Below are 20362 nucleotides of genomic sequence, written 5' to 3'. Positions count from 1 at the left end.
GGCTAATCCAAAATCTTCTTCAGCAAATCTTTACGGTTCAGTTTCAATAATTCCTGCCTGATTTGTTGCTGGTATTCGCGTTTGTACCAAAAGAAGAATTTTCGCTGTGCGAGTTTTTCCGTTTTTGTTTTGGCCGTGAAAACTTCTTCCATGGTGTAAGGATGAAAGCCGGTATAAAAAATCACCGTGGCCAGGGTCATGGGTGTTGGCGTAAAATCCTGCACCTGTTCCAGTTTAAAATCAAGCTGTTTGGTTTCGGCAGCCAGGTTGGCCATGTCCTCGTTTTTACAGCCGGGATGACTGGAAATAAAATAAGGTACGAGTTGTTGTTTCAGCCCTTCCTGTTTATTGATTTCATTAAATACCTTGTTCAGTTTATAAAATAAGCTGAATGAAGGTTTGCGCATGATTCGCAAAACATTGTCGGAGGTATGTTCGGGCGCCACCTTCAAACGGCCCGAAACATGGTGTTTGACCACCTCGCGCAGGTAGTTCATGTTGTTTTTATTCACCTGCTCGTCTTTGGTCTGATGCAGGATCATGTCGTAGCGGATACCACTCCCGATAAAGGCTTTTTTAACTTTTGGATGTTTCCGCACCTCGCGGTACAAATCGAGCATGGGCTGGTGGTCGATATTCAGGTTTTTGCATACATCCGGGAAAATACAGGACGGACGCTTGCATTTGCGGCAAATCTCTTCGTGGATGCCTTTCATTTGATACATGTTGGCCGAAGGGCCGCCCAGGTCCGAAATGTATCCTTTAAAATCGGGCATCAGCGTCACCTGTTCCAGCTCTTTCATCACCGATTGCTGAGAACGGCTGGCAATAAATTTTCCCTGGTGCGCCGAAATGGTGCAAAAGGTGCAACCGCCAAAACAGCCCCGATGAATATTGATGGAGTGCCGGATCATTTCGTAAGCCGGAATAGCCTCCTTTGATTTATATTTTGGATGCGGCAGCCGGGTAAACGGCAAATCGTAGAACCGGTCGATTTCTTTTTCTTCGAGCGGCGGCCAGGGCGGATTGACCACGACCTTTTTATTGCCGGTGTGCTGAATAATCACATTGGCCTCGGCTTTATTCGACTCCTCTTCGATGTGCATAAAGTTTTTGGCAAACTTTTTTTTGTCGGCCAGGCATTCTTCGTACGAATACAACTCCAGGCTGTTCCACTTCTTTTGCAATGCGTAATGCTCGTCTTTGTCTACAAGAAAAGCCGTTTGAGGAATGTTGGTCAGGCTTTTCGGATCGACGCCTTTCTGCACCAGGCGGGCGTAATCAATAATCGATTTTTCACCCATCCCGTAAAACAGCAAATCGGCTTTCGAATCGACCAAAATCGATGGTTTTAGCCTGTCCTGCCAGTAGTCGTAATGGGTGACCCGGCGCAGCGAAGCTTCAATTCCGCCGATAATCAGCGGAACATCGGGATACAGATTTTTCAGAATATTGGAGTAAACAACGGTCGCGTAATCAGGTCGTTTGTCCGATTGTCCGCCCGGCGTGTAGGCATCGTTCGAGCGTTTGCGTTTGTTGGCGGTGTAGTGGTTCACCATCGAGTCCATATTGCCCGAAGTCACCGCAAAAAACAGGCGGGGAACGCCCAGCTTTTTAAAATCACGCAAATCGTCCTGCCAGTTTGGTTGGGGAACAATGGCTACGCGCAGCCCTTCGGCTTCCAGGATCCGGCCAATCACGGCTGCCCCGAACGAAGGATGATCCACATAAGCATCTCCTGTAAACAGGATGACGTCCAACTCGTCCCAGCCCCGCTCGTCAACTTCTTTTTTAGTGGTGGGAAGCCAGTTTGTTGTCTGATATCGTTGATATAGTATATTCATGAGATGCCCTTTCTTTTAAAAAGGACAAAGGTATTATGGTTTTGTTCATTTCTAAAGACTTTTGTGTCTTTTTTTGATGAAATCCGGCTTCTTTTATTTTTGAGAAAAAATGAAAGGAACCTATCAAAATTAAGCATACATTTATATTTTTAGCACGTACTTAATTCGAAGTAATGGAAATTGTCAACCCGAAAGATATTCTGAAAGCCAACCCCTACCTGGCTTACCTTGGAGGCGAAAACCTGGCAAAGTTCATCATGTATGTTCTCCGTTTTAATAAGTTGAATAAAATATACGGACAAATTGCTGATAAACAGGGAGTCGAATTTATTGATGAGTTAATAAAAGTTCTGGAGATCAGCTACGAGTTTGACGCGGCTGAGTTAAAAAGAATTCCCAAATCCGGGCCTTTTATCGTGGTGTCGAACCACCCCTTTGGCGGGTTGGACGGTATTTTATTAATCAAGATCCTTTCACAAGTCAGGCCGGATATTAAGGTTTTGGCTAATTTTCTGTTGAAACGAATTGAGCCGATGAGCGATTTTTTTCTGGCCGTTAATCCGTTTGAAGACAGGAAAAATGCCAAATCAAGTTTTAGCGGCTTAAAAAGCGCGATTGAGCATTTGCATCGGGGAGGGGGAATGTGCATTTTTCCGGCCGGCGAGGTTTCCAGTTTCGACGGTACAAACAAAATTTCGGATCGCCAGTGGCAATACCCGGTGCTGAAATTCATAAAAAAAGCAAAGGTGCCGGTGGTGCCGGTTTATTTTACCGGCAAAAACAGCCGCCTGTTTCACCTGATTGGTCTGATTCATCCCAATTTAAGGACGGTTAAGTTGCCTTCCGAATTATTAAATAAAAAGAAAAAACCGGTTAAGGTTCGTATCGGTTCGCCAATTACCTTAGCCGATCAGGCCAATTTTGGCGAAATCTATCAGTTTGGACGTTACCTGAGGGCAAAAACGTATAGTTTATGCGGGAATATAGAGGTAAAACGTTTCTTTAATTATTCATTAAAACCGCATCCGAAACCTGAACCCATTGTGCCGTCGGTAGATCAGGAAAAAATTGCCGGCGAGATTAAGGAGGGAGGCGATACGCTTTTGTTCCGGCTGAAGAATTTTGCCGTTTACTGTTCTCCGTCGCGAAAAATTCCGAATATTTTAACCGAAATAGGGCGTTTGCGCGAAATCACCTTCCGCGAGGTAGGCGAAGGCACAAACCGCGGCATCGATCTGGATGAATTTGACTTGTATTACCATCAGTTGTTTATCTGGGATGAAGATGAACAACGGATTGTTGGAGCCTACCGGATTGGGAAAGGAGATGATATTTTACACGAATTTGGGCCGCGCGGGTTCTACCTGCAAAGCCTGTTTCGCATGAAAGAAGGTTTCGAACCCATCCTGAAACAGGCGCTGGAACTTGGCCGCTCGTTTGTTGTTAAGGATTACCAGCGGCAACCCATGCCCTTGTTTCTGCTGTGGAAGGGTATTTTGTATTTCCTGCTGAAAAATCCGGAGTACCGCTACCTGCTCGGGCCGGTTAGCATCAGCAACAATTACTCGAAGATATCGAAGGAACTGATTATTAAGTTTATCATGTTCCGTCATTTCGATTGGAACCTGGCGCCACTGGTTTCGCCGCGCCGGGCGTTTAAGTTTAAAAGCCAGGACCCGAATATCAACGTGATTATGGAAAACCTGGACGATATCAATAAACTCGACCGTTTTATCGGCGATGTGGATGAACTGAACACCGGTTTACCGGTGCTGTTGAAAAAGTATATTAAGCTCGGCGCTAAAATTGTCGGGTTTAATGTTGACCCGAAATTTAATAACTGCCTCGACGGATTGATCCTGCTTGATGTGTACGATGTTCCCAAAAGCACCATCGAATCGCTTTCGAAGGAAGTGAATGACGGTTCAATCCTGCAACGCTTTTACACGAACAGGGAATAAAACGATGAGGCGTACACTGCATAAAGTTTACCTGGCGCTGATGGTGGTTGTTGTACTCTTTGTGCTGGTCTGCTTGTCGGCAGAGGGATATTCTTATTACAGGCTGAATCCTGAAGAGCGTTTTTTCAGCGATCAGCATCAATGGTTAAAACCCAGCGGAACTTTAGGACACGGACTTGGGATTGCAGGTTCACTGCTTATCGTTACAGGCGTTTTTTTGTATATGATCAGAAAACGGGTTCGGCGGTTTTCCCGGCTTGGAATTCTGAAATATTGGCTCGAATTTCACATTTTTATGTGTACGCTTGGTCCGGCGCTTGTTTTGTTTCATACGGCATTTAAGTTTGGCGGGATCGTATCGGTGAGTTTTTGGAGTATGGTGGCTGTGGTAATCAGCGGAGTAATCGGCCGGTATATCTACCTGCAAATTCCGCGAACCATCGAAGGGAGGGAGCTTAGCCTGAATGAACTGGACCGGAAAAAAGACGCGATCAACGATCAGTTGCAACAAACATATCAGTTGGATGGCGAGGCATTGCGAAGCCTCTTAGATGCTGTTAAAGCACGCCCCGAATGCTTGGGAAAAAATATTTTTGTGCGGTTTGCAGAAAAATTGAAGTTTGAAAGAAAGGTACAACGCGATATAAAAACTCAGCTAAAAAAACAATTTCCAACAAAAAATACCTATCGCGAACTGATTCGTTTAATCCGGTATGAGATCCGGTTAAACCGGAAAATAGACCGGTTGGTCAGTATGCAGAATTTATTTCGTTACTGGCATGTTGCACACTTACCTTTTGCTTTGGTCATGCTGATCATTATGATTATTCATGTAGGAGTAACTTTAGCTTTTGGCTATCGGTGGATCTTCTGAAAAAATGGAACCTTTAATCGAAAATATCATCATTTATTCGCTTGTCGGAGGCCTTTTTGTCGCCATATTCTGGTTCTATCTTTATAAGATGAATAAGCAATCGCGCCTGGTTGAGGAAAAAATTGAAATGGCCCGGACCGAGGGATTGTTTGAGCCTGTTTCGTTGCACCCGGTTGTCGATCCCAATTCGTGTATAAAAAGCGGGGCATGTATCACCGCTTGTCCTGAAAAAGACATTTTAGGTATCCGGAACGGGCGGGCTACCACCATCAATGCGTCCCGCTGTATCGGGCATGGGGCTTGCTTTCATGCCTGCCCGACCCGGGCAATAACCCTTTGCATCGGAACCGGGAAGCGTGGAGTTGATCTGCCGCATGTCGACCAATCGTTTGAAACCAATGTGCCCGGTATCTATATCGCCGGTGAAATCGGAGGGATGGGATTGATCAGAAATGCGGTGGAGCAAGGCCGGCAGGCGGTCGGGAACCTGGCAAAGACGATCGACCGGAAAATTGAGGCCGAGTTTGATTTATTGGTGGTTGGCGCCGGGCCGGCCGGTATTTCGGCTTCGTTGGAGGCAAAAAAACGTCAACTTTCCTGTTTGACTCTTGAACAGGATTCTCTGGGCGGAACAGTTTATACCTTTCCGCGTGCTAAAATTGTCATGACTGCCCCGATGGAACTTCCTCTTCACGGGAAAGTTAAACGGTATGAGACCAGTAAGGCCGAATTGCTCAGTTTGTGGAATGAGGTCATCTCAAAAAATAACATCCTCATTAAAGAACTGATGAAAGTGGAAGTAATTAAACCGGAGCATGGTCGTTTTTTGGTGGAAACAAAAACAGGCGAGCAATTTACAGCGCGTAAAGTGTTGCTGAGCATTGGCCGGAGAGGCAGTCCGCGAAAACTAAATGTTCCGGGAGAAGACAGCCTAAAAGTAGCTTATCGCTTATTGGAACCGGAACGTATTCGCGGCAAAAAAATAGTCGTTGTCGGAGGCGGCGATTCGGCTGTTGAGGCCGCGTTGCAACTTTCGGCTCAAAACGAAGTGAACCTGTCGTACCGGAACGAGACATTCAGTCGGATAAAACCGCGCAATAAGCTGTTGATTGGTGAAGCCGGTTCAAGCGGAAAAGTTAAAATTCATTATAATTCAAATGTTCATAAAATAGATGAGCGTTCGGTTACGTTATCTGTCGGTCAGCAAAATGAGCTTTTGATTTTGGAAAACGATCTGGTCTATATTTTTGCCGGCGGGGAGTTGCCTGTGCAATTTCTTGAAAAAGCGGGAATTAAAATCACCCGTAAGTTTGGCGATGCTATTTTGAAGCATGATCAATAACAGGCTGCTGTTTGCGCCTGATACCTCTGTGTGAGCGGTTTTTAGAAACGATGTACCGTGGAGAATAGTCTGAAAAAGTTAATAGTTGTCTTTTTGGCTCTGTTTTTATCGGGTAAGTTACCGGCTCAACTTTCACCCGGCGACTTAACCAGGGCTCATGAGCGCCTGGAAGGTTTGACAAATTGCACGCAATGTCACGTTTTGGGCAAAAAGGTGACAAATGAGAAGTGCCTGGATTGTCATAAGGAAATCAGTAACCTGGTCGGCTTAAAACGGGGGTATCATGCATCGGCCGAAGTTAAAGGAAAAGATTGCTTTGTATGCCACAACGAACATCACGGGAAAAACTTTCAGATTACCCGGTTCGACCAGGAAAATTTTGACCACAAACTGACCGGCTATGTGCTCGAAGGCAGACATGCCAAAATTAACTGTAAAGATTGTCATAAATCCGAATTTGTCCGGGAGAAAATCACACAGAAAAAGTCAGCCGGAACTTTTTTAGGATTACAAACAAGCTGCTTAACCTGCCATGAAGATTTCCATCAGCAAAGCTTGTCGTCCGATTGTGCTTCCTGTCATGGTTTCGAATCATTCAGACCGGCGCCCGGGTTCGACCACCAAAAAACAGCATTTCCGTTGCGTGGCAAACATCAACAGGTCGACTGCGCCAAATGTCACCGGGAAGCAGAACGGAACGGCAAAAAGTTTCAGCAGTTTACCAATGTCGCCTTTGCCGGTTGCACTTCCTGTCATCATGATGTGCACGATAATAAATTCGGGCAGGATTGTTCAAAATGCCATACCGAACAGTCGTTTCGCCAGGTGGGCGGATTAACAGATTTCAACCACAATAAAACCGGATTCCCGTTGACCGGAAAGCACCAGGCGGTTGATTGTCGTTCCTGCCATAAACAATCATTCACAGCAACAATTGCGCATAACAGGTGCAACAATTGCCACAACGATTATCACAAAGGGCAATTCACCCAAAATGGAAAATCATCCGATTGTGCCGATTGTCATACGGTTAATGGTTTTGTACCTTCCTTGTTTACCATCGAAAGGCATAACCAGGGCAGCTTTAAACTGGAAGAAGCACACCTGGCAACACCCTGTTTCTCGTGTCATCATAAAAACAACCGCTGGGAGTTCCGAAAAGTCGGGCAGAAGTGTGTCGATTGTCACTCCAATATACACCAGGGATTGATAACCGATAAATATATGCCCGACCGGCAATGCGACAGGTGTCATACCGTTGCGAATTGGGGAAACGTGAATTTTGATCACCGCCAAACCTCATTTGAACTGGTTGGGAAACATGCCGAAATAAGCTGCCGTGCCTGTCATTTTGTTGAGAATAACAACAATGGTTTTACTCAGCGTTTTGCGAATCTGTTCTCACAGTGCGAATCCTGCCACATGGATGCTCATCATGATCAATTTCGTGAAAACGGGCAAGCGCTGTGCGAGCGTTGTCATGGTTTTGAAAGTTGGCGCGCTGATCGTTTTGATCACGGTCAAACCCGTTTCAAGTTGGAGGGGGCGCATGCCAAAGCCGATTGCAGTAAATGTCATCCGCCGGTAACTGATCCAACCGGCGATTACGTCAGGTATAAACTTTTTAATGAAATCAAATGCGCAAACTGTCATTTCTAGTTTTACTGCTGGGTGTTGCTTCCTTTTCATTTGCCCAGTCGCGGCACGGAGATAATTTTAAGATGGATTGTGCGGTTTGTCATTCTCCGGAGAGTTGGGAATTGCTTCAAAAGGAAATGACTTTTGATCATCAACAAACCCGCTTCAAACTAACCGGGCAACATCAATCCGTCGATTGTAAAAGTTGCCACGTGTCCCTGAAATTTTTCGAAGCCAGCAGTGAATGTATATCCTGCCATACCGACATGCACAACAATACGGTAGGGACTGATTGCGACCGTTGCCACAACCCGCAATCCTGGATTGTGGTCAACAGCGCCGAAATGCACCGCCAAAGTCGTTTTCCACTGTTGGGATCGCACACAACAGCCGATTGTTTTCAGTGCCATGTATCGGCCGGTAACTTACAGTTTGAGCCGCTTGGCATTGCCTGCTTTGATTGTCACCGAAGCGATTATCTGGCTACAACGCAGCCTAATCACCAGGGATCGGGGTATTCTGTGGAATGCGCCGACTGCCACAGCGCCAAGGCGATTGGTTGGTCGTCGGCAAATTTTGTGCATAACTTTTTCCCGCTGGCGGGAGGCCATACGATCAGTTGCTTGGAATGCCATGTGTCGGGCATATTTGAAAAAATCCCGACTGAATGTGTTTCGTGCCACCAGACCGATTATAATACTACTACAAACCCGAACCATTTGCAGTCGGGATTTTCGGTAAGTTGTGCTGAGTGTCACACGCTGAATCCCGGTTGGCAACCTGCTAAATTCACACAGCACGACACCGGATTTTTTCCGATCTTTTCGGGCAAACACAAAGACAAATGGAACCGTTGTACCGACTGTCATGCCAATCAGAACAGTTATGCGGAATTTAATTGCCTGAATTGCCACGAGCATAACCAAACCAGCATGGATGATAAACACAAGGGCAGGACCGGTTACAGCTATGAAAGCAGCGCATGTTATTCATGCCATCCACTAGGAAGGAAATAACGCGTTGGCAGAGCGTGAGGGATACCGGTTCCAAATTGATTACAAACTGCGGTCATAAGGAATAAAAATAGTATTGGATGAAACATGTATTGATGTCTTTGCTTGCAATTTTTACCTTCGTTGGTTCAAATGCCCAGCCCGATCAGTTTAAGTTCATTGGGAAAATATCTTACCTGACGGCACAAAATATCTATGTGCGTTTTGACGGCACAAATAACATTCAGGAGGGTGATACGGTGTTTATTGAGCGGGACGGCATTGTAAAACCCTTACTCATCATCGAATCGAAATCATCACTCTCCGTTATGGGCAAGCCGTTGTCGTCTATTCAGGTGACGATTGGCGATGAAATATTTGCCAAACGATACGCAGCGGAGGAAAACAATAAACGACGCGAAATGGCCGGAATGGATGAAAAACCGGAGGAAAGGCAGGAAGTCCGTCCTGAACCGGAAGAAAAGGAGCTTTCCGGTTTTCGCGAGAAAATAAGGGGCAGGGTGTCAGCGTCGTCGTATTCAGGTTTTTCGGGGGCCACCGAAAGCAACAGCCACCGGATGCGTTACACCTTTTCCATGCAAGCCTCGCATATTGACGACAGCCGGTTTTCGACAGATACTTACCTGACATTTACCCACCAGGCCAATGATTGGTCGGCTGTTCAGGACAACCTGTTCAGCGCCCTTAAAATTTACAGCCTGGCGCTCAGCTATCAGCCCGGCGAAATGTCTTCGGTCTGGTTGGGCAGGAAAATCAACCCGAATTTGTCTAATGTGGGCGCCATTGACGGTATCCAGTATGAAACAGGAAACAAAACCGTTCGCGTAGGCGCGGCAGTTGGGTTTCGTCCCGACTACCTGGATTACAGTGTGAATACCAACTTGTTTGAGTTCGGCGCTTACCTGGCATTCGTCCATTCTAATGAAAACGGCACAGGCCGGAGCTCCGTCGCTTTTTTTGAGCAGAAGAACAACGGGAATACCGATCGCCGCTTTGTTTATTTTCAACACAGCAACGCGCTGATGAAAAACCTGTTTTGGTTCCTCTCAGGCGAGCTGGACCTGTACAAGCTTGAAAATGATGAGGCGAAAAGTACACTTTCGCTGACCGGTTTTTATGCGTCGGTCAGGTACCGGATTTCGCGGCAGCTTACCTTGTTTGCCTCTTACGACGCGCGAAAAAATGTCATCTATTACGAAACATTTAAAAACCTGGCAGACCGGCTTCTGGAAGAAGCGATGCGCCAGGGGGTCCATTTTCGGGTGAACTATCGTCCTGCAGGTCGGATCAGTTCAGGCTTGAATGCTTCCTACCGTGTTCGTAAAAATGACCCCGACCCGACCAAAACGCTTTATGGGTTTGTCTCCTTTTCAGAATCTCCGTGGACCGGGGCGTCAATGACTTTTTCAGGCAACCTGGTTCAAACGGCTTTTCTGGAGGGAAAAATTTATAGCGCCCGGTTATACCAGGACTTGTTGAGCGGAAAGATATACGCCAGTACGGGGTATCGCTATGTCGATTATAATTTTTTAAACTCCGTTTCAGCATGGATGCAACATATCGGCGAGCTGGACCTGACCTGGCAACTGGGCAAAAAATTGTCCTTGTCGGCAAATTACGAAGCTACTTTTGAAGAATCAGCCCGTTATCACCGGATTTACATCAACCTGACAAAACGTTTTTGAACAGGCTTGTGATTTTCCGGGTAATGATTAACTTTCAGCCCGTAAAGTTGTTTTATACTTTACCTCGGTTACATTTTAAAGAAACGATAAAAGACAGAACGATGAGATTGATTTTTGTATGGATTACGGGAAGCATCCTGATGTTTTCCTGCGTGGTGAAGCCGAAAGAGCCGGTGCAGCCGATTGACACCGCTACGTTAACAACAACTACCCGCCAGCTTAAGGTGGAAGAAGTGATTCAAACAACATCCTATACATACCTGCGTGCAAATGAAAACGGACAGGAAGTCTGGATTGCTGTCACTAAAATGGACGCCAATGCCGGAGATGTGTTTTATTACGACAATGCTCTGGAAATGATTGATTTTGAAAGTAAAGAGCTGAACCGCGTATTCGACCGGGTTTTGTTTGTTGAAGACCTGCGGGCGCTGCCGGATAAAACGATGAGTATGCACCATCAGATGTCAGCCCACGGGCAGCGCAAATCGAACGATTTTCAGTCGGATATCCGTATCGAGCCGGTGGCAGGTGGTATCACCATTGCTGACTTGTATAAAAACCGGGCCGATTATCATGGCAAAAAAGTGGTGGTGAGAGGCAAAGTGGTGAAGGTAAATAACGGTATTATGGAACGTAACTGGATTCACCTGCAGGACGGATCAAACGATAACGGGAAGTTCGACCTGACCTTTACCAGCCAGGAGAATATTGCCTTGAACGAGCTGGTTACTCTGGAAGGGACGGTTGCTTTGAACAAAGACTTTGGGGCGGGTTATTTTTACGAGCTGATCGTGGAAGAAGCTGCCCTGAAAAAATAGCAGTGACCAAACTAACGACGTTTATTTCAGGTACAGGTTGCTGTCGCCGTAACTGAGGAAACGGTAGTCGTTTGCCAGCGCGTGTTGGTAGATGCGTTTCCAGTCGTCGCCTGTAAAGGCCGAAATCAAAAGTAACAAGGTACTTTGCGGTTGGTGGAAGTTGGTGATCATCCCATCAATCATCCTGAACCGGTAACCCGGAACGATGATGATTTTGGTTGCGGCGCAAATTGTCAGGAGCCCGTTCTTTTGCATGAAATGTAAAATAGCCTCCAGCGCTTCGGTTTTATTAAGCATCGGTTGGTTCCGGTAAGGTTGCCATTGTCCGACCTCCAGCTTCCCGGCTTCGGCGTCGGGTTGATCGGCGAGTGTTGCCCCGAGCCAGTACAGGCTTTCCAGGGTGCGAATCGAGGTGGTGCCCACCGCGATCAGTTTCCCGGTGTGGCTCAGTATTTTTTCGATCAGCGAACGGCGAACAAAAATTTGTTCCGCGTGCATTTCGTGCCCGCCAATGGTTTCCGACTTTACCTGTTTAAACGTCCCGGCTCCGACGTGCAGGGTTATTTCTTCACAATTTATGTTCTTTTCTTCCAGGTTTTTGAAGACAGCCTCGGTAAAATGCAGCCCGGCAGTTGGCGCGGCCACCGATCCTTTTATTTTTGAATAAATCGTTTGATAACGTTCCAGGTCCGAGTCTTCCGTTTCGCGGTTCAGGTAAGGCGGAATGGGCAGCGTTCCGGCGGTTTCGATCAATGTGGCGAAGTCGTATGCCGGATCATCCCAGCTAAAACGAACTTTTACCGAGCCGTTCTCCTGATCCATTTTTTCAGCTTTAAACGGAATGATTTTACCGCCAAGGACAAGCTCTTTGACCAAAATCCCCTGTTTCCACTTTTTCAGGTTGCCTACCAGACAATTCCAGGTACAATGCCCGGTTTGTTGAAACGCCAGTTGATAGTCTGCCGGTTCCACCGGGTCGAGGCAAAAAATTTCGATATGCGAGCCGGTGTCTTTTTGAAAATGCAAACGGGCCCGGATCACTTTTGTATTATTAAAGATCAGCAAACTGTTTTCAGGAAGAAAATCGGCCACTGAGTTGAAGCCGGAATCCATAATCGTCCCGTTCTCCCACACCAACAGCTTCGATTGGTCGCGCTGAGGCAGCGGATATCGGGCAATACGTTCGTCGGGCAGCGGATAATCCAATGCCTGCGTACTTAAGTTAAAGACAGTTTGTTCTGATTTTTTCCCTTTCATGGGCGGCAAAATTACGGAATAATTATTCTCCCTAAAAATTGTTCTTACTTTTGTGTAAAAATTAAGGAATATGTACAAGTTAGGCGATCGGGTTAAATTTCTGAATGATGTTGGCGGCGGTGTGATCACTAAGATAGTCAGCAACAACCTGGTTCATGTGGAAAACGAAGACGGTTTCGAAATTCCGGTCCTCACGCATGAAATTATTTTGGATGCGGAACAAACTCACAAAACCGATAAAAAACCGAGTGTAGAACAATTTGTAAAGCAAGGTGTGGCCGAAATTCCCGTTCGGGAGGAAGTGGTTGAAGAACCGCCCGTGTTTATTGCCGGGAATGATGAGCCGAAGTTTTACCTGGCCTTTTTGCCCGAAAACAGCCATAATCCGCTGGAAGGACAAACCCGCATTTATTTGATCAACGACAGCAATTTCTTTGTGCTCTACCATTACAGCCATTTTAAGGGAAATGAATACGAAACACAGGAAGCGGGCAAGCTTGAACCGAATACCAAACTGGCCTTGGGCGCCATTTCACAGGCCGAAATTGCCAATTTACCGGAGTTCGCTTTTCAACTGATCTACTTCAAAGAAAAGGCTCCGCGTTTGGAAAAGCCCGTCATCCGGAAGATCAGTGTCAACCCGGTGAAGTTTTATAAATCGGGCAGTTTTTCCAAATCAGACTTCTTCCGGGAAAAAGTGATGTTGTTTAAGCTGAATGAAACCGCGATGGACAAAGCCCTGGAGGAACTGACGGAGAAAGAGGTGAAAAAAATTGTTCGCGAGAAAGAACCCGCCCGCCCTGCCGGATTGCAACCCAAAGTAGCCAATCCGGAATTGATGGAGGTGGATTTGCATATTCATGAGTTACTCGACAGTACCGCAGGTTTGTCGAATAAAGATATGCTTGATGTGCAGATGAATAAATTTCGCGAACAGATGGAAACGGCCATGGCCGACCAGTCGGTAAAACGGATTGTATTTATCCACGGGTTGGGGAACGGAACACTGAAGCAGGAGTTACGTCGCGAACTGTCGGCCAAATACAAAAAATACCCATTTCAGGACGCCAGTTTCCAGGAATACGGCTACGGCGCCACCCTGGTGGTTTTGCGGCAGAAGTAGGCTGATAAAACAAATGACAGAAGCGTAGTTGTTAGTTTGGTAAATGTTCTGTTTGATTGAGCATCCGGCGTAGCATTTTTCCAAGTGCATTATTCTTATTCTGTTCAGCGGTAAGATCATGATAACTTTTCCGGGCAGAAATTAAAGAATCCAGTTGATTAACAATTGTAGTTTGGAGACTGTCAGGAAGATTATATTTTTTCACCTGAAGATCGTAAACTTGTTGATCAAGAGCTTCTTTTTGTTCTTTCCAGGCTTGGAGTGAATCGTTTGTTGACGTTCCCGAAACGAAGCTGCTTAGCCCCATTTCGACATAAATCTCACCTGGTTCTTTTACGACCAATAGCTCCTGAACTTTCAACCGGAGCAAAGGTTTTGGGCGGATAATATAAACTTCCTGCGGGTCAGCTATTCCTTTTAGTTTAAATTGTCCTTGCTGAATGGTGCAGGAATCAACCCGGTTGGCAGTGGCATTAAAAAGTGGAACGAGATAGATCTGTTCTCCGTTGAAACTGCTGTCGGGCATTTGTCCATAAATGATGGATTCGGCTTTGGGATGGCAAGCAACGACCATGAGGATCAAAAATAAACGAAAAAATAAATGACGCATGCTTGTTAAGTTTCTGAGGTGTAATCTGCTTTGTAATAAAAAAATCGGGACTGATCGTGATCTTTTTAATCCGGTTTAATCAGAAAAAGAGGCTGTCTGAGATATGACTTTTCAGACAGCCTCTTAAAAGGAAATCCAGTGACCGTTAGTATGAATACCCTTTGCGCTTAAACATATAGAACCATGCCGTTCCCCATGCTCCGACGCCCGGTTCGCCGAATGCCAGATGCAGTTCATTATTTGTTAACTTCAGGATGTCAAACTCGTAGTGTAAAGGTTTTCCTGCACTATTGGGTTCGAATCCCAAAGGAATGGTGTGGTTGGTAAATTTTATCTTACCATACGACCAAACAGCAGAACCATCGGAGTTCATTAAATGATTTTCTACACCCAGTGACATGTTGAACATGCCGGTTCCGTTACCCGGAACTGTAGTATTTCCGCCAGTCCCTACAGAATTGATTACTTGAAAATTCAATCCGCCGTTCAGGTCGAAAATGATTTCATCGGTAGCGGTTCCGCCTTGCCCGGGAATGTCTGCTACCGACAAGGTCCACCACTCCGGTTTCAGACTTGCCAGGTAACCGCCGTTTCCCCAGATCTTTCCGCCGGGAATATCGGTAGCCCAAACCCATGATTTGCCATCTACATCATTGGTCAGCAGATTCCAGAACGGATCGCTGAAATATTCCGGATCGTTTTGTTCGATTATGAATTCTTTACTGACAGTTACCGGTCCACCGGCACAATATGCCGTTAGTGTAACCGTGTAGGTATTTTGCAAAGGGATATAAAACTCAGCCGAGCTTTTGTTGGATTGTTGTCCAAAATTATTCTTCCAAAATGAAATTACTTCAGGTGCGGTATTGGTACAGGTAGCAACATTTCCGTTGACGGTGACATTCATATAGCTTAACAGTTCTGATTCTGTTAAGACACCACCGGCGTCATGCCTTTCTTCGATGGGATCACATGCTACGAAGAGTAACATAGTGGCAACCATCAGATATCCTATTCTTTTTTTCATTGTTGATGTAATTTTAAGTTTTAACATACAGGTTTGGTGGAATCAATTTTTCCATACATGGACTGAATTGATTATTCCCATCCCGGATTTTGAACCAGACTCCCTCGGGACACGCGTATTTGCGACTCCGGCAGCGGAAGGAACACGCGGTTCGCGTTAAAAGTAATTTTGTAGGTTGTATCCACGTTGTCAGTTTTCACCGGGACACCGTTTCCTGCATTAATTGCGGTAGCAGCGTCTCCCCAGCGCAGCAGGTCGAACCAGCGAATACCCTCAAGCGCAAACTCGTGGCGGCGTTCTGCTTTCAGAGCTGCCAGCGAATAGGGAACCGGAGTTAAGCCCACCCGATCCCGAACCTGATCAAGATAATCTTGCGAATTACTACCCAGTTCGGCAGCCATCAAAAGTACATCAGCAAAGCGGATCAGAATGTCATCCTGCATATTCCAAAGTTGCATATTATTTGTTCCGCCAAATAAATCATAGTACATTCCGGTGTAAGTACCATTGCCGTCAACATCACGAATGACGGCGGAATATTTTTTATTCCACAAACCGGTTTCATCGCGGCAGTTCCATCCTCCCCATTGGTAGTTGTCGCCATAGGTCGGTTCATTCTCGTCGGTATTGTCAATAATTGTTGAGGTTCTGCGCGGATCATTTGCCTCGAAACTATCGCGTAATTGCGGATTCACCGATGCAATACCCCAACCAAAGCCGAACGGGGGATAATCGGTTGCCCGGGGACTCGTGAAAAGTACATGTTGATTGGAGAATGCCAATCGTCCGGTATTTCCCCAATCGCCCTGGTTGGTATATTTTACCGCAAATACTGTTTCGGCACACCCGTCTCCGGCCCAGGTAACGTCTTCGGCATAGGCGTAGCCATCGTCATAACCGTCGTCATTCAGATAAGAGAAAGGCCAGATACTTGCATAATCAGGAATCAAAAAATGACCACTGTGGTCGATACAGTCTTCGAGCCAATTAACTACCTGTGATTGAGTGATGGCTGTACCTTCAATAACCGGTAGCTCTGTTTTGTTATAAAAGCCGGTATAGAACAGATAAACTCGCGCCATTAATGCTTCGGCTGCCCATTTGGTAGCACGTCCCGATTCAAAATTCAGATATGTTTTGTTACTCATGCTGTCAATGGCCAACTTCAAATCGTTAGCGATCTGGGCATATAATTCATCAGCCGAGGCTTTTGGCAGGTACTCCATGGTAGGGGAAAGATCCAGGGGAACTTCGCCAAAGAACTGGGCCAGGCGGAAATACAACATTCCCCTGAGAAAATGTGCTTCACCCCGGTTTTGTTTACGGGCTTCAACATCGTTGTAAACAGCCTGATCAAAACGTTCAATTAAACTGTTCAGGATTAAAATGCCTTCGTAGCAGCGGCTGTATATTCCAAGGTACAAATCTTCAAGCGGTTTTTCGAACTTATCGGTTCCGCCAACTTCGATGTCATTGGTTCCACCTCCGCTGAAACAATCGTCGCTGAGCAGGTTGGCCATCAGAACCGGATGATTTGATCCTCCGTCCAAAGCCAGACACGAATAAGCTCCGATCAGGGCCTCATTTACATCGGTTGGATTTCTGTAATAATTTTCAGAATCTTTTTCAAACAGGTTTTTCTGATCCAGGAAATTATCGCCGCAACCTGTAAGTATCGTAAGGATAGCTACTAATGCTATTGATAATATATTTTTCATTTTCATATTCGTTAAAATTTAAGGCTCAATCCAATCAAATAGGTTCTGGCAGACGGGTATAAACCCAAATCAATCCCTGATGCCCAACTGTGGTCATGGCCATATCCAATTTCAGGATCCATTCCGTCATAACCTGTGAATGTATAGAGGTTTTTAGCCGTTATGTAAAGACGGGCTTCGCTTAAAAACAAGTTCTTAATTACGTTTTTCAGGTCGTAGCCAAAAGTAATGTTGCTGATTCGCAGATAGTCTCCATCCTGGATGTAAAGATCAGACAGGTTTTGTGTATTGCGGTGAGGCGTTGATAACAAACGGGGGTATTTATTTGAAGTTCCCTCGCCATGCCAGCGCTGGAATACATCGGTTGTATAATTGTTTTTATAGCTGTCGGCAAACGAACGGTACGATTTGGCAATTTGTTGACCGAATGCGCCATTTGCTGTTGCATAAAGAAAGAAACCTTTGTATTCGGCATTCAGTTGAATCCCCAGAATGTAGTCCGGATTTGGATTACCAATCATCACCTTATCCAATTCGTTGATTTTTCCGTCTTTGTTTTGGTCTACCCAACGCAAGTCTCCCGGTTGCTGATCATCAAAATATTTCGAACCGTCTGGTCCAACCCAAGCATTTGCCTCTTGTTCATTTTGAATGACGCCGTCTGTTTTATAGCCCCAGAAATAGCCGATCGGGAATCCGACCTGGGCGCGGAATATTTCACCGGTTCCCTGGCTTAAAACGTTGCTCGGACCGTGAATAATTCCTTCTGAATTATTAATTGACGTAATTTCGTTTTTGTTGTGGGCCAAAGAAAGGGTTGCTCCATACCTGAAATCACCCGCTTTGTCGTTCCAGCTAAGAGCCAGTTCAATTCCTTTGTTCGTAACTTGTCCTCCGTTGATGGTAACGCCGCTTAAGCCATTGTGTACGGGTATGTCTGTCCAAACAAGCCAGTCCTTGGTGTCTTTTTTATACCAGTCGAAGTTGACACTTAAGCGGGAGTTGAAGAAATTGGCATCAAACCCAAGGTTTAACTGTTCCGAAGTTTCCCATCCGATTTCCGGGTTTGGAATTCGTGCAGGTTTCGACCCGATTTCCCGGGTTGTTTTATCATCGCCAAAACCATATGACCAGTTATAAAAAGCATTGCCATCATTCAGATAGGCCATGGTTGATGAATACAGGAAGCTACTCACCCGTTCGTTACCAACTTGTCCCCAACTGGCGCGAACTTTCATGAAATTCAGAAAACTGTCAGTGCGAGTCATGAAGGGGGCATTGGTCAGTACATAACCGGCAGAAACGGAGGGAAAATAGCCCCAACGATTGTCTTTCGGGAAACGAGATGACCCATCTCCACGGAGCATGGCTGAGAACAGGATGGTTTCTTTGTAGTTGTAGGAAACACGTCCGAAATAAGACATCATGGACCAGCCGTAACGATCAGAACCACCGATTGAGGTGATGCTGGACGCACCTGGCGTGTTGTCGATGTATGCGTGCTCAAAATCCTGAAAGAGACTGTTTCTGTTGGTGATGCTGAGGTTGACCTCCTGAACGGACTTTTCAATACTGTTACCAATCAACGCTTCGAAATTGTGGTCAGCGTCCAACGTATAAGAATAACTCAATGTATTATCCTGGATGATATTTCTTCCAGTCCACAAATTTTGCGAAACCCGGTCTGCGTCTGTGGTGTAACGGGGTCCCAGATTGTAATTCGGAACCCAGCGACGGCTGTTGCCCCAATAAGTGTTAAAACCGAAGCTTGAACGAAGTTTCAGGTTTTTAACGGGTTGAATGACCAGGTAAAATGAGCCGACCAACTGATTATTATCGTTTTCGCCGTACTTGGTTTGGTATTCCATCATAGCCGCCGGATTTGGATCAGAAGAGTTCCATTCGATGGTTTTGTGATAATTACCGTTTTCGTCGTAAACCGGTAAGAACGGGCTGGCTACAAGTGCATTGTGTACATCGTTCCAGTAAATGTTTCCCTGACGGATCGCATTGCTTTGACTGTTTGTGTAAGTCAGGTTTTCGCCAAAGGTTAACACATCGAATTGGGAGTTTGATATCAGAATATGTTCCGTGTTTAAACGCAGGTTGAGACGTTGGTAAAACGAATTGGATTGCTTGCCGACGATTCCTTCCTGGTCGAGATACGAAACTCCGAATGAATAGACTGACTGTTTTGATCCTCCTTGGATACCAATGGCATGACTTTGTACAGGTGCATCGTCAACCATGATTTCTTTAACCCAGTTGGTTCCTTTCCATTCACCACTTTGAATTTTATTCCAATCGGGCACTAAGGCCTGGTAGTTGTGCGGGGCGTTTCCTGAGTTTACCAGGGCTTCGTCCAAAATGTTGGCATATTCCCGTGCATTCAGAAGATCGGGCATCTTGTAAACATTTTGTACCCCATAATAACCGTCATAAGTAATGGTTGGGCGCGTGTTTTTTTGTCCCCTCTTAGTGGTTACCAAAATAACCCCGTTGGCCCCACGTGAACCATAGATGGCAGACGAAGCCGCATCTTTAAACACATCGATACTTTCAATGTCATTTGGGCTCAGGTAGTCGATATTCCCTTGAATTACTCCGTCGACGATGTAAAGAGGGCTGGAGTTACCGGTTGTACCGATACCGCGTATGTTAATCTTGTTGGATGCTCCGGGTTGGCCGTTGTTTTGGGTAATGTTTACTCCCGGTGTGATTCCTTTTAATGCATCCATTGCTGTGGTGGTGTTCAGCGCCTGAATGTCCTCACCTTTTACATTCATATTGGCGCCCGTCGCCAGTTTTTTCTTTTGTACGCCGTAACCAATGGCTACAACTTCTTCCAGGCCGATGGTCTCTTCATCCAAAACGACATTGATAACTGTTTGATTGGCAACTTCCACTTCAGCGGTTTTCATGCCAACAAATGAAACCACGAGCACGGCATCTCCCGCCACATTATTCAGCATATAGCTTCCGTCGAAGTTGGTGATTGTTCCGACAGTGGTTCCTTTGACGGCAATCGTTGCCCCCGGAATCGGTTCTCCCGATGGCGAGGTAACTTTACCCTGAATGTTTCGCAGTTGTTGTGTTTGTACCACGGAAGCTTTTGCCGTCAGGGCAATCTGACGGTCGTCGATCTTGTAATCGATCCCCGTTCCTTCAAACAGGTTGTTCAGTACCTCTGTGATTACTTTGTCAGTGGCATTAATGCTGACAATTTTCTCAACGTTAACAACCTTCCCGTTATACATAAAAAAGTACTCGGATTTGTCTTCAATATCCTGCAGAACTTTACGAATGGTTGTATTCGCGTGGTTTAATGTTAAGCGGGTGTTTTGTGAGTAGGTGTTGACAGCATAAAGCTGAGTCACCCATAACAGACAAAGAGCTACTGCTATCCTCATAATCCTCAATAGTTTAAATTTCCATATTTTATTTAATATGAA

The 20362-nt window shown here is 45.7% G+C and carries 14 protein-coding genes; 8 read left to right on the top strand and 6 right to left on the bottom strand.

Annotated elements, in window-relative coordinates; all coding sequences use genetic code 11:
- Window positions 1–2: 2 nt before the first annotated feature.
- A complete protein-coding gene (locus tag AC6H3C_RS15590) occupies window positions 3–1844 on the bottom strand; it encodes a YgiQ family radical SAM protein (protein ID WP_497516335.1) in 1842 nt (613 codons plus the stop codon).
- 173 nt (window positions 1845–2017) lie between these two features.
- On the opposite strand from AC6H3C_RS15590, the gene AC6H3C_RS15585 reads away from it, so the two are divergent.
- The 7 genes from AC6H3C_RS15585 to AC6H3C_RS15555 all read left to right on the top strand — a co-directional run bounded on the left by AC6H3C_RS15585 (window position 2018) and on the right by AC6H3C_RS15555 (window position 11175).
- A complete protein-coding gene (locus AC6H3C_RS15585; protein ID WP_497516334.1) occupies window positions 2018–3805 on the top strand; it encodes a bifunctional lysophospholipid acyltransferase family protein/GNAT family N-acetyltransferase in 1788 nt (595 codons plus the stop codon).
- Window positions 3806–3809: 4 nt separating this feature from the next.
- On the top strand, window positions 3810–4679 hold the full coding sequence (locus AC6H3C_RS15580) for a hypothetical protein (protein WP_497516333.1): 870 nt from the start codon (window positions 3810–3812) through the stop codon (window positions 4677–4679).
- Between the two features lie 4 nt (window positions 4680–4683).
- The gene (locus AC6H3C_RS15575) at window positions 4684–6021 is read left to right on the top strand and encodes an NAD(P)-binding domain-containing protein (protein ID WP_497516332.1); all 1338 of its coding nucleotides are present in this window, start codon (window positions 4684–4686) and stop codon (window positions 6019–6021) included.
- 93 nt (window positions 6022–6114) lie between these two features.
- Complete coding sequence (locus tag AC6H3C_RS15570) at window positions 6115–7680, top strand: hypothetical protein (protein ID WP_497516331.1); 1566 nt, start codon at window positions 6115–6117, stop codon at window positions 7678–7680.
- On the top strand, window positions 7659–8675 hold the full coding sequence (locus AC6H3C_RS15565) for a hypothetical protein (RefSeq protein WP_497516330.1): 1017 nt from the start codon (window positions 7659–7661) through the stop codon (window positions 8673–8675). The genes AC6H3C_RS15570 and AC6H3C_RS15565 overlap by 22 nt, the downstream gene beginning before the upstream one ends.
- 77 nt (window positions 8676–8752) lie before the next feature.
- Entirely contained in the window at window positions 8753–10357 is a 1605-nt protein-coding gene (locus tag AC6H3C_RS15560) for a TonB-dependent receptor (RefSeq protein ID WP_497516329.1), read from the top strand.
- Between the two features lie 101 nt (window positions 10358–10458).
- Entirely contained in the window at window positions 10459–11175 is a 717-nt protein-coding gene (locus AC6H3C_RS15555) for a hypothetical protein (protein ID WP_497516328.1), read from the top strand.
- 21 nt (window positions 11176–11196) lie between these two features.
- On the opposite strand, the gene AC6H3C_RS15550 is transcribed toward AC6H3C_RS15555, so the two are convergent.
- Window positions 11197–12432 carry an S-adenosylmethionine:tRNA ribosyltransferase-isomerase gene (locus AC6H3C_RS15550; protein WP_497516327.1) on the bottom strand — a complete coding sequence of 412 codons (1236 nt, stop codon included), beginning with the start codon at window positions 12430–12432 and terminating at the stop codon, window positions 11197–11199.
- 70 nt (window positions 12433–12502) lie between these two features.
- On the opposite strand from AC6H3C_RS15550, the gene AC6H3C_RS15545 reads away from it, so the two are divergent.
- On the top strand, window positions 12503–13555 hold the full coding sequence (locus AC6H3C_RS15545) for a DUF2027 domain-containing protein (protein ID WP_497516326.1): 1053 nt from the start codon (window positions 12503–12505) through the stop codon (window positions 13553–13555).
- A 31-nt stretch (window positions 13556–13586) separates the two neighbouring features.
- On the opposite strand, the gene AC6H3C_RS15540 is transcribed toward AC6H3C_RS15545, so the two are convergent.
- The 4 genes from AC6H3C_RS15540 to AC6H3C_RS15525 all read right to left on the bottom strand — a co-directional run bounded on the left by AC6H3C_RS15540 (window position 13587) and on the right by AC6H3C_RS15525 (window position 20320).
- Window positions 13587–14165 (bottom strand): DUF4369 domain-containing protein, encoded by a 579-nt coding sequence (locus tag AC6H3C_RS15540; protein ID WP_497516325.1) that lies wholly within the window; start codon window positions 14163–14165, stop codon window positions 13587–13589.
- Window positions 14166–14310: 145 nt separating this feature from the next.
- Window positions 14311–15192 (bottom strand): hypothetical protein, encoded by an 882-nt coding sequence (locus AC6H3C_RS15535; RefSeq protein WP_497516324.1) that lies wholly within the window; start codon window positions 15190–15192, stop codon window positions 14311–14313.
- Window positions 15193–15263: 71 nt separating this feature from the next.
- Complete coding sequence (locus AC6H3C_RS15530; RefSeq protein WP_497516323.1) at window positions 15264–16910, bottom strand: RagB/SusD family nutrient uptake outer membrane protein; 1647 nt, start codon at window positions 16908–16910, stop codon at window positions 15264–15266.
- 11 nt (window positions 16911–16921) lie between these two features.
- Window positions 16922–20320, bottom strand: a complete 3399-nt coding sequence (locus tag AC6H3C_RS15525) for a TonB-dependent receptor (protein ID WP_497516322.1) — start codon at window positions 20318–20320, stop codon at window positions 16922–16924.
- Window positions 20321–20362 lie beyond the last annotated feature (42 nt).

Source organism: Gaoshiqia sp. US2 (assembly GCF_059705485.1).
Note: the sequence above shows the minus strand (reverse complement) of the source record. Positions and strands in the feature narration are given on the sequence as shown.

What these genes read in the sequence shown, in the direction of transcription:
- AC6H3C_RS15590 (WP_497516335.1), bottom strand. Translation starts at nt 1,844, where the DNA reads ATGAATATACTATATCAACGATATCAGACAACAAACTGGCTTCCCACC.
- AC6H3C_RS15585 (WP_497516334.1), top strand. Translation starts at nt 2,018, where the DNA reads ATGGAAATTGTCAACCCGAAAGATATTCTGAAAGCCAACCCCTACCTG.
- AC6H3C_RS15580 (WP_497516333.1), top strand. Translation starts at nt 3,810, where the DNA reads ATGAGGCGTACACTGCATAAAGTTTACCTGGCGCTGATGGTGGTTGTT.
- AC6H3C_RS15575 (WP_497516332.1), top strand. Translation starts at nt 4,684, where the DNA reads ATGGAACCTTTAATCGAAAATATCATCATTTATTCGCTTGTCGGAGGC.
- AC6H3C_RS15565 (WP_497516330.1), top strand. Translation starts at nt 7,659, where the DNA reads ATGCGCAAACTGTCATTTCTAGTTTTACTGCTGGGTGTTGCTTCCTTT.
- AC6H3C_RS15560 (WP_497516329.1), top strand. Translation starts at nt 8,753, where the DNA reads ATGAAACATGTATTGATGTCTTTGCTTGCAATTTTTACCTTCGTTGGT.
- AC6H3C_RS15555 (WP_497516328.1), top strand. Translation starts at nt 10,459, where the DNA reads ATGAGATTGATTTTTGTATGGATTACGGGAAGCATCCTGATGTTTTCC.
- AC6H3C_RS15550 (WP_497516327.1), bottom strand. Translation starts at nt 12,432, where the DNA reads ATGAAAGGGAAAAAATCAGAACAAACTGTCTTTAACTTAAGTACGCAG.
- AC6H3C_RS15545 (WP_497516326.1), top strand. Translation starts at nt 12,503, where the DNA reads ATGTACAAGTTAGGCGATCGGGTTAAATTTCTGAATGATGTTGGCGGC.
- AC6H3C_RS15540 (WP_497516325.1), bottom strand. Translation starts at nt 14,165, where the DNA reads ATGCGTCATTTATTTTTTCGTTTATTTTTGATCCTCATGGTCGTTGCT.
- AC6H3C_RS15535 (WP_497516324.1), bottom strand. Translation starts at nt 15,192, where the DNA reads ATGAAAAAAAGAATAGGATATCTGATGGTTGCCACTATGTTACTCTTC.
- AC6H3C_RS15530 (WP_497516323.1), bottom strand. Translation starts at nt 16,910, where the DNA reads ATGAAAAATATATTATCAATAGCATTAGTAGCTATCCTTACGATACTT.
- AC6H3C_RS15525 (WP_497516322.1), bottom strand. Translation starts at nt 20,320, where the DNA reads ATGAGGATAGCAGTAGCTCTTTGTCTGTTATGGGTGACTCAGCTTTAT.